1 protein-coding gene is annotated in these 1,020 nt (G+C 63.5%); it reads left to right on the top strand.

Annotated features, from left to right (window positions below):
- Positions 1–1,020, top strand: a 1,020-nt coding sequence (locus tag CHB74_RS22180; RefSeq protein WP_089221480.1) for a hypothetical protein, incomplete at both ends; no start/stop codon positions are given.

A 1,020-nucleotide genomic window follows, 5' to 3' on the forward strand; every position in this document is an offset into this window, starting at 1 on the left:
TCGCGGACCGATGTGGCCGATCCAGTGCGGCAGCTCGATTGCCGCGAGAAGACGGCGTCGGCGACGGCGCGCTTCTCGCCCGCTTTCCTGGCGTCGGTGCGCGGTTACAAGGTGTTGCGCTTCATGGACTGGCAGAGCACCAACGCCAATGTGGCGGTGACCTGGGCGACCCGGCCGCAACTGCTGACGCAGAACCAGGCGAGCAAGATGGGCGCTTCGGTCGAATATATGGTGGCGCTGGCCAATGAGGCCGGGATCGACCCGTGGTTCACGATGCCGTGGAACGCCGATGAGGATTATCAGCGGCGCTTTGCCACCTACGTCCGCGACAATCTGGCGCCGGGCCGCAAGGCCTATGTCGAAATGTCGAACGAGGTGTGGAACTGGTCCTTCCCGGTAACCACCCAGGCCAAGAATGAAGGCCTGTCGATGGGGCTGGCGACCAACGAGGCCGAGGCCCTTCTGCGCCGCTACGCCCAGAAGTCGACGTGGATGCACAAGATCTGGTCGCAGGTGTTCGCGTCCGACATGAAGCGGCTGGTGCGCGTGATCGCGACCCAGAATGCCAATCCCTGGGCGGCGGAACAGGTGCTGAAGTTCGAGGATACGGCGCAGAATTTCGATGCGCTGGCGACGGCGCCCTATTTCGGCGGCGGCACCTTCTCGGGCAGCCGGGCGGCGATCACCGATCTTACCAATATCTTCACCTTCCTCGATGCCGATATCGACGCGGTGCTCGCCAAGGCGGCGCAGAACAAGGCGGTCGCGACCCGTTATGGCAAGCGCTACATCGCCTATGAAGGCGGCCAGCACGTCGTTCACGCCAGCAATGTGGAACTCGTCCGCAGCATCAACCGCGATCCGCGCATGTACACTTTGTACCAGCGCTACCTTGCAACCTGGAAGGCGCAGATCGGCGACGCGATGACGCTGTACAACAATACCGGCCCCGTCAGTCAGTGGGGCGCCTGGGGCCTGCGCGAATATGCCGGCCAGCCCATCGCCGAAACGCCAAAGCTG

Origin of the sequence: Edaphosphingomonas laterariae (assembly GCF_900188165.1) — a bacterium.
Taxonomy (GTDB): domain Bacteria; phylum Pseudomonadota; class Alphaproteobacteria; order Sphingomonadales; family Sphingomonadaceae; genus Sphingomonas_E; species Sphingomonas_E laterariae.